Origin of the sequence: Marinomonas sargassi (assembly GCF_025716875.1) — a bacterium.
Classification (GTDB): domain Bacteria; phylum Pseudomonadota; class Gammaproteobacteria; order Pseudomonadales; family Marinomonadaceae; genus Marinomonas; species Marinomonas sargassi.
The window spans coordinates 36,158-44,321 of record NZ_JAOVZB010000009.1 but is presented as its reverse complement, the minus strand read 5'-3'; the positions used below and the strand labels follow the sequence as shown (position 1 = coordinate 44,321).

4 protein-coding genes are annotated in these 8,164 nt (G+C 43.9%); all 4 read right to left on the bottom strand.

Annotated elements, in window-relative coordinates; all coding sequences use genetic code 11:
• Positions 1-392: 392 nt before the first annotated feature.
• The 4 genes from purL to OFY17_RS14705 all read right to left on the bottom strand — a co-directional run bounded on the left by purL (position 393) and on the right by OFY17_RS14705 (position 8,079).
• Positions 393-4,289 (bottom strand): phosphoribosylformylglycinamidine synthase, encoded by a 3,897-nt coding sequence (purL, locus tag OFY17_RS14720; protein ID WP_263531495.1) that lies wholly within the window; start codon positions 4,287-4,289, stop codon positions 393-395.
• Between the two features lie 113 nt (positions 4,290-4,402).
• Positions 4,403-4,894 (bottom strand): tRNA adenosine(34) deaminase TadA, encoded by a 492-nt coding sequence (gene tadA, locus OFY17_RS14715; RefSeq protein WP_263531494.1) that lies wholly within the window; start codon positions 4,892-4,894, stop codon positions 4,403-4,405.
• Between the two features lie 58 nt (positions 4,895-4,952).
• On the bottom strand, positions 4,953-5,210 hold the full coding sequence (locus OFY17_RS14710; RefSeq protein WP_263531493.1) for a cold-shock protein: 258 nt from the start codon (positions 5,208-5,210) through the stop codon (positions 4,953-4,955).
• Between the two features lie 85 nt (positions 5,211-5,295).
• Entirely contained in the window at positions 5,296-8,079 is a 2,784-nt protein-coding gene (locus OFY17_RS14705) for a valine--tRNA ligase (protein ID WP_263531492.1), read from the bottom strand.
• Positions 8,080-8,164 lie beyond the last annotated feature (85 nt).

The following is an 8,164-nucleotide window of genomic DNA, read 5'->3' as shown; positions in this document are numbered from 1 at the left end:
AAACACCAACTTACTTAATAAAGCGAATTGACGTGTTTGACTCTCGTGTAAGACTTCAATTTTTTTGAAAGTCTCCAGCGAGCGCCCACACAAATTATCTGATTATCTATTTTAAAGAGCGTTGCTATACCACTTGCAGCTACTTGAATCACCTAGTTACTAAATAACTAAGTAGAAGCACTGCCCGTGTCAGCGAGGGCGTATATTAAGGATCTACAGAAACAATGCAAGAACTTTTGGTAGTTATTTTAGCTTTATTCCTATTTAGTTTTAGACACTTAGCAAAACGCCAAACATCGATCAAAAAAACAACAACAAACACACAAACCACCCTTAAAAACAAAAAAGCCCTTAACCAAAGGTTAAGGGCTTTTAAAAAGAGGCTTAGTTAATTAACCCAACCACTTTCTCGCATTTTGGAAAATACGCAACCAAGGTGCTTGCTCCTGCCATTCAGCAGGATGCCAGCTATGTTGAACTGTGCGATAAACACGCTCTGGGTGAGGCATCATAATAGTCACTCGACCATCTTCAGACGTTAAGCCTGTAACACCTTGCGCAGAACCGTTCGGGTTAAACGGGTAACGTTCTGTCGCATTGCCGTAATTATCAACATAACTTAATGCCACTTGTGCTGATGATACCAATGCTGCCATATCACCATCATTACGGTATTCCGTTTGACCTTCGCCATGCGCAACAACAATCGGCATACGAGAACCTTCCATTCCATCTAACAAGATAGAGTTAGATTTCTGAACCTCTACTTGCACCAAGCGAGCTTCGAATTGCGCAGATTGGTTACGAACAAACTTAGGCCAATGATCCGTACCTGGAATCAATTCGTGTAGGTTTGACAGCATCTGACAACCATTACATACACCCAAAGCGAAAGTATCTGTTCGCTTAAAGAAGTTTTCGAATTGATTGCGAGCCACATCATTGAAAAGAATTGATTTAGCCCAGCCTTCACCAGCACCTAGAACATCACCGTATGAGAAACCACCACAAGCAACTAAACCATTAAATTCATCTAGCGTCGTTCGACCGGATAGAATATCACTCATGTGAACATCAACAGGAATGAAGCCTGCTTTATGGAAAGCCGCTGCCATTTCAACTTGACCGTTTACACCCTGCTCTCGTAGAACAGCAATCTTTGGTTTTTTACCATCAATATATGGTGCTGCTACATCTTCATTTAGGTCAAATGTCAGATTAGCTGATAAACCTGGATCTTTAGCATCAAGCAAATTATCAAACTCTTGCTGAGCCAATTCAGGGTTATCACGTAACGCTTGAATGCGGTAACTTGTTTCAGACCAAACTCGCTGCCAGTTAACTCGCGTTTCAGAGAGTACAACTTCACTTGCGAAGCGAACACTAATCTGATCATCACCTGATAAAGTAGCAATTGGAGATACTGATACACCTGCCTGTTGATAAGCAGAGACAACCGCATCTACATCAGATTCATTTACCTGAATCACGGCACCAAGCTCTTCATTAAATAGAGCAGGAGCAACTTGTGATTTATCGCTGATAATGGCATCTAGATCTATATTCAAACCTAGGTGACTTGCAAAAGACATTTCCGTTAGGGTTGCAAAAGCACCACCATCAGAACGGTCATGGTATGCAAGCAACTTGCCTTCTGCATTCAAAGCCTGTGTTGTATCGAAGAAGCCTGCTAGTACAGCAGCATCATCAACATCTGGAGCCTGCTGTCCAAGCTTGTTATAAACCTGAGCGATAACAGAACCACCTAGACGATTCTTACCAGCACCAAGATCAACTAACAACAAACGAGTATCTGCTTTATTTTGCAGCTCAGGTGTTAAGGTCTTACGAACATCAGCCACTGGAGCAAAAGCAGAGATAACCAAAGATAAAGGTGACGTTACCGCCTTCTCTTCACCCTCTTCTTTCCAAACCGTTTTCATGGACATGGAGTCTTTACCAACTGGTATCGCAATATCCAATGCTGGACATAGCTCCATACCAACCGCTTTCACTGTTTGGTAAAGTTTTTCATCTTCACCTTCATGACCTGCAGCAGCCATCCAGTTTGCAGACAGCTTAATATGACTACGTTTTGTCACTTGAGAAGCTGCAAGGTTTGTCAATGCTTCACCTACAGCCATGCGACCAGAAGCCGGCGCATCCAATAAAGCAACAGGGGTTCTTTCACCCATTGTCATTGCTTCACCCGAGTAACCTTCCAAAGAAGAGGTCGTTACTGCAACATCAGCAACGGGCACCTGCCAAGGACCAACCATTTGATCACGTGCAACCATACCAGTAATAGAACGGTCACCAATGGTGATTAGGAAGTTTTTACTTGCCACTGTAGGTAAGCTAAGAACACGTTGCGCAGCATCAGCAAGATCAACATCAACGGCCGTAAAGTCGTCGCCAGAGATATCTGCTTTGGTCGCTTCACGGTGCATTTTCGGCGGCTTGCCGAAAAGCACAGACATAGGTAGATCAACAGGTTTGTTATCAAAATGAGGATCTGCTACTTCTAAATGCATCTCTTCTTTTGCTTCACCAACGATGGCAAATGGGCAACGCTCGCGCTCACAGATGGCCGTAAACTCTTCAATACGATCAGGAGAAACCGCCATAACATAACGCTCTTGCGACTCATTACACCAGATTTCTAGAGGTGACATACCCGGCTCATCATTAAGCACTTTACGCAAATCAAAGTTTCCGCCACGCTCGCCATCTTTTACTAGCTCAGGCAAAGCATTAGACAGACCACCCGCACCCACATCGTGAATGAAGTTAATTGGGTTATTGCTGCCTAATTGCCAGCAGCGGTCAATCACTTCTTGGCAACGGCGTTCCATTTCGGGGTTACCACGTTGAACAGAAGCAAAATCTAAATCTTCATTACCATCCGCAGAGGCCATTGAAGAAGCCGCACCACCACCAAGACCGATCAACATCGCAGGACCACCAAGCACGATCAGCTTGTCGTTTACTTTAATGTCGTCTTTCTCAACATGGTCACGGCGAATATTACCAATACCTCCTGCCAGCATGATCGGCTTGTGATAACCACGCACTTCTTCTTGTGAAGGACCTTGGATTTTTTGCTCGTAGGTACGGAAGTAACCCAATAGATTAGGACGGCCAAACTCATTATTAAATGCCGCACCACCGATAGGGCCTTCAATCATGATATCCAGAGGCGTAACAATACGGCTTGGTTTACCGTAATGACTTTCCCAAGGCTGGGTAAAATCAGGGATTTTCAAATCCGATACTGTGTAGCCACTTAAGCCAGCTTTAGGCTTGGAACCAACACCTGTTGCACCTTCATCGCGAATTTCACCTCCAGAGCCTGTTGCCGCACCAGAGAAAGGAGAAATCGCCGTCGGGTGGTTGTGAGTTTCCACCTTCATCAAGATATCAATATTTTCTTGACTGAAATCGTATTCACGGGTTTCTGGAGATGGGAAGAAGCGGCCACCGAAGTGCCCTTCCATAACAGCAGCATTATCTTTATAAGCAGATAATGTACCGTCTGGATTATGCTCATGGGTGTTTTTAATCATTTTGAACAAAGAGCGTTCTTGCTCTTCGCCATCTAGACTCCATGAGGCATTGAAAATTTTGTGACGACAGTGTTCAGAGTTTGCTTGAGCAAACATCATCAACTCAACATCAATTGGGTTACGCCCCAACTCAATGAAAGACTCAACTAAGTAGTCAATCTCATCTTCAGCTAACGCTAGACCTAAACTTTGGTTTGCCTCAACCAAAGCCTCACGACCACCAGCCAGCACATCAACACTTGTCATTGGTGCAGGTTCAGCCTGAGAGAACATAGTAGGTGCATCATTTACTGACAGTAAGACACTTTCTGTCATACGGTCATGCAACATAGCAGACAACAATGCTACTTCTTCAGTCGTAAGAGCAGCAGAACTATGGATAAAATATTCCACGCCACGCTCAACACGAGCAACCTCTGAAAGGCCACAATTATGAAGAATATCGGTTGCTTTCGACGACCAAGGAGAAATCGTTCCTAGACGAGGAACCACTAAAACATTTTGGTCGGATGAACTGACTTGGGAGGATTTAGGGCCGTAAGCTAATGCTCTCTGTAAAACAACTTCTTGATCAGGTGATAGCACCTTACCTTCAGCTAGTTCCACAAAATGGAGAAATTGAGAGTCTACATCCGTCACAGATGGAACAGATGCTTGCATATTAGCCAATAGCTTTGCCTTGCGAAACGCGGATAGCGCTGCAGAACCATGCAGAGTTAGCATGTCGAGTATTGCCTCACTTGGTAGTTTTGGGGGAAATGACGCGGTATTTTAAATCAATGAGGTGAAAGGAGGCTAGCAATGTGTGAGCTTTCTGCGCAATTTAGTGAAAAAAACTAAATAACTGACTTTTTTGCCTGCTCTTTGAGTTTCTTTTTTTGCTCTCGGCGATAGCGAAAGAATTGCGTCAGCTGCTGAGAAGCACTATCAGCTAAAACACCCGATTCAACAGACACTTTATGATTAAGGAAAGGCGCATCGAAGAATTGCCCCTGACTTTCAACCACACCACTTTTGGGCTCTGTTGCTGCGTACACAACCCGACCGATGCGTGCATGCACAATGGCACCCGCACACATGGAACAAGGTTCTAAAGTTACATAAAGAGTGGCATTGGGAAGACGGTAGTTATTCACTGCCTTACAGGCCATACGGATTGCTTGAATTTCCGCGTGGGCAGTAGGATCACACAAGCTAATAGGCGAGTTATATCCTTCACCTATTATCTCATCATCCAACACAACAATGGCACCGACAGGAATTTCACTCTCCGCAGCCGCTTTATCAGCAAGCTCCAGCGCTTTAGTCATCCATTCCTGATCTGTCATTGCTATCTCGACCTTAATACTAATTTAGGCTTTCACAAGCAATCAAAAAAATAGGTGACTACCCACCAACAAGCCGTTGCTCATTATTGACAGCAACAGGTTTAGCACGCTTTTCAACCCGAACTTCCATTGCTTGTAAACCAAAGTCCGTTTTCGACAATTGAAAACTGACCTGCTGCCCTTTTCTCAGAGTTTTATGCCCATTACACTCAATCGATTTGTAATGAACAAAAACATCGGAATCCTCTTCACGCTGAATAAACCCCATTCCTTTGGCGTCGTTAAACCATTTAACTTTTCCAGTTAATCGCTCCATTTTCGCCTCATTTCTTATTTTTATTTAAATTAGCGCAGGATTGGAAAGCGGTTTCCAATCCCAATTTTATTTTGTTTTATTATATCTATAGAGATTCAATACTTGCTTTCTGCTCTTCTAATTTGCTTACAGTGGCTTGTAAATCATCACATTTTGCACGTTCTTTCTCAACTACCGCAGCTGGTGCTTTGGCTACAAAGCTCTCATTGGAGAGTTTTCCTTGTATACGCTGTAAGTCTTTTACCAATTTATCGATTTCTTTTTGCAAACGAGCTAACTCTGCATCTTTATCAATCAAACCTGCCATTGGCACTAAAACTTCCATCTCTCCAACTAGAGCGGTTGCTGACATAGGTGCTTCTTCACCAACATTCAACCAAGTTATGGTTTCTAGTTTTGCCAGCGTTTTTAGGAAGGTTAAGTTTGCTTGTAAGCGAGACTCGTACTGATCCGTACCGTTTCGGAAAAGAACCGTCAAAGGCTTAGAAGGTGAGATATTCATTTCACCACGAATATTACGGATACCTTCGATCACCCCTTTCAGCCACTCAACATCCGCTTCTGCTTCAGCATCTTTTTTCGACTCATCTGCTGCAGGGTATTGGCAAAGCATTACTGTATCGCCAGATACGCCTACTAAAGGCGCTACACGCTGCCAAATCTCTTCTGTTAAGAAAGGCATCATAGGGTGTGCTAAGCGTAAGAAGGCTTCCAATACGCGAACCAAAGTTCGACGCGTACCAGTCAACTGAGCTGGCGTTGCATTCTCGTCCCAAAGAACAGGCTTGGATAATTCTAAGTACCAATCACAGTACTCATTCCACATGAATTCGTACAACGCTTGCGCTGCAAGGTCAAAACGGTGGGTATCAAATGCACGATTAACCGCTTCTTCTGCAGACTGTAAGCGAGAGATAATCCACTTATCAGCAAGAGACAGTTCAACATCAGCGCCATTTTGACCGCAGTCTTGATCTTCTGTATTCATCAAGACATAACGAGTGGCATTCCAAATTTTGTTACAGAAGTTTCTGTAGCCTTCCAAACGATTAAGGTCGAACTTAATATCTCGTCCGCCTGACGCCAATGAACACAAGGTAAAGCGCAAAGCATCTGTACCGTAGGCCTGAATACCTTCGGGGTAGGTTTCACGAGTATTCTTTTCTACTTTGGCCGCCAAACGAGGCTGCATCATGCCGTAGGTACGCTTAGAGACTAATGATTCGATATCAATGCCGTTAATCAAATCCAAAGGATCGATAACATTACCCTTTGACTTGGACATCTTATCGCCACGTTCATCACGGATCAGCCCTGTGATGTATACGGTTTTGAAAGGTACTTTATCGGTAAATTTCAGCGTCATCATGATCATTCTGGCAACCCAGAAGAAAATGATATCAAAGCCGGTCACCAGCACATCAGACTCACTGAATTCAGCAAAGTCTTGAGTTTCTTCAGGCCAGCCTTGTGTTGCAAAAGTCCATAGTGCTGAGGAAAACCATGTATCCAAAACGTCTTCATCTTGAACCAATGAAACATCGTCCGCTAAACCATACTTGGCGCGCACTTCTTCTTCATTACGGCCAACGTAAAACTTACCTTCCGCATCATACCAAGCAGGGATTTGATGCCCCCACCATAATTGACGAGAAATGCACCAGTCCTGAAGATCACGCATCCAAGCAAAGTAAGTATTTTCCCACTGTTTAGGTACAAACTGGATATCGCCATTCTCAACCGCTTCAATAGCAGGTTTAGCCAAGCTTTCTACGGCCACATACCATTGGTTCGTTAAATAAGGTTCAATAACCGTATTACCACGTTCGCCACGTGGCACTTTCAGCTTATGATCAGCCACTTTTTCAAGCAGACCTAATGCATCAAAGTCAGCAACAACTGCTTTACGCGCATCAAAACGATCCATACCACGATATTTTTCTGGAGCGACATCATTAATGGCCGCATCGTCCGTCAAAATGTTAATCATCGGCATATCATGGCGTTTACCAACTTCGTAGTCATTGAAGTCGTGGGCAGGAGTAATTTTTACACACCCAGTACCGAATTCTTTATCTACATATTCATCAGCTACAATAGGAATACGGCGACCAACAAGCGGAAGTTCAATCTCTTTACCTACCAAAGCAGTGAAACGCTCGTCGTCTGGTGCTACCGCTACCGCAGCGTCGCCAAACATAGTTTCAGGTCGAGTTGTTGCGACAACAATGTAATCTTTACCTTCTGGTGTGGTTGCACCATCTGCCAATGGGTAGCGGAAGTACCACATGAAGCCATTTTCTTCTTCCGACAAGACTTCCAAATCAGAAATAGCGGTATGCAGCACTGGATCCCAGTTAACTAGACGTTGACCACGATAAATAATGCCTTCATCAAACAAGCGGACAAAAACTTCTTGAACAGCTTCGGACATACCTGGGTCCATAGTGAAGCGTTCTTTATCCCACGCTACTGAATCGCCAAGTACACGCATTTGATCTGAAATAGTACCGCCAGATTCCGCTTTCCAGTCCCATACTTTTTCTAAAAACTTTTCACGACCAAGATCATGACGAGTTACATTCTGTGCCGCCAATTGACGCTCAACGACCATTTGAGTTGCGATACCAGCATGGTCACAGCCCGGCTGCCATAAAGTACGACTACCTTTCATACGCTCACGGCGAATCATGGCATCCATTAAAGTATGCTGAAAAGCATGCCCCATGTGCAGACTACCAGTGACATTTGGTGGTGGAATCATGATAGAGAAAGGGGTGCCGTTGCCTTGAGGTGTGAAATAACCACTCTCTTCCCAACGTTTATAAATAGGCTGTTCAATACTCTGAGGTTGGTAAGTTTTTTCCATTATGGTGTCTTAAAGCTCTTATTTAGCGGTAAATTATCGTTATTTTTCGATTATAACTCGTCACGGGCAGATAAAGAATAACGTG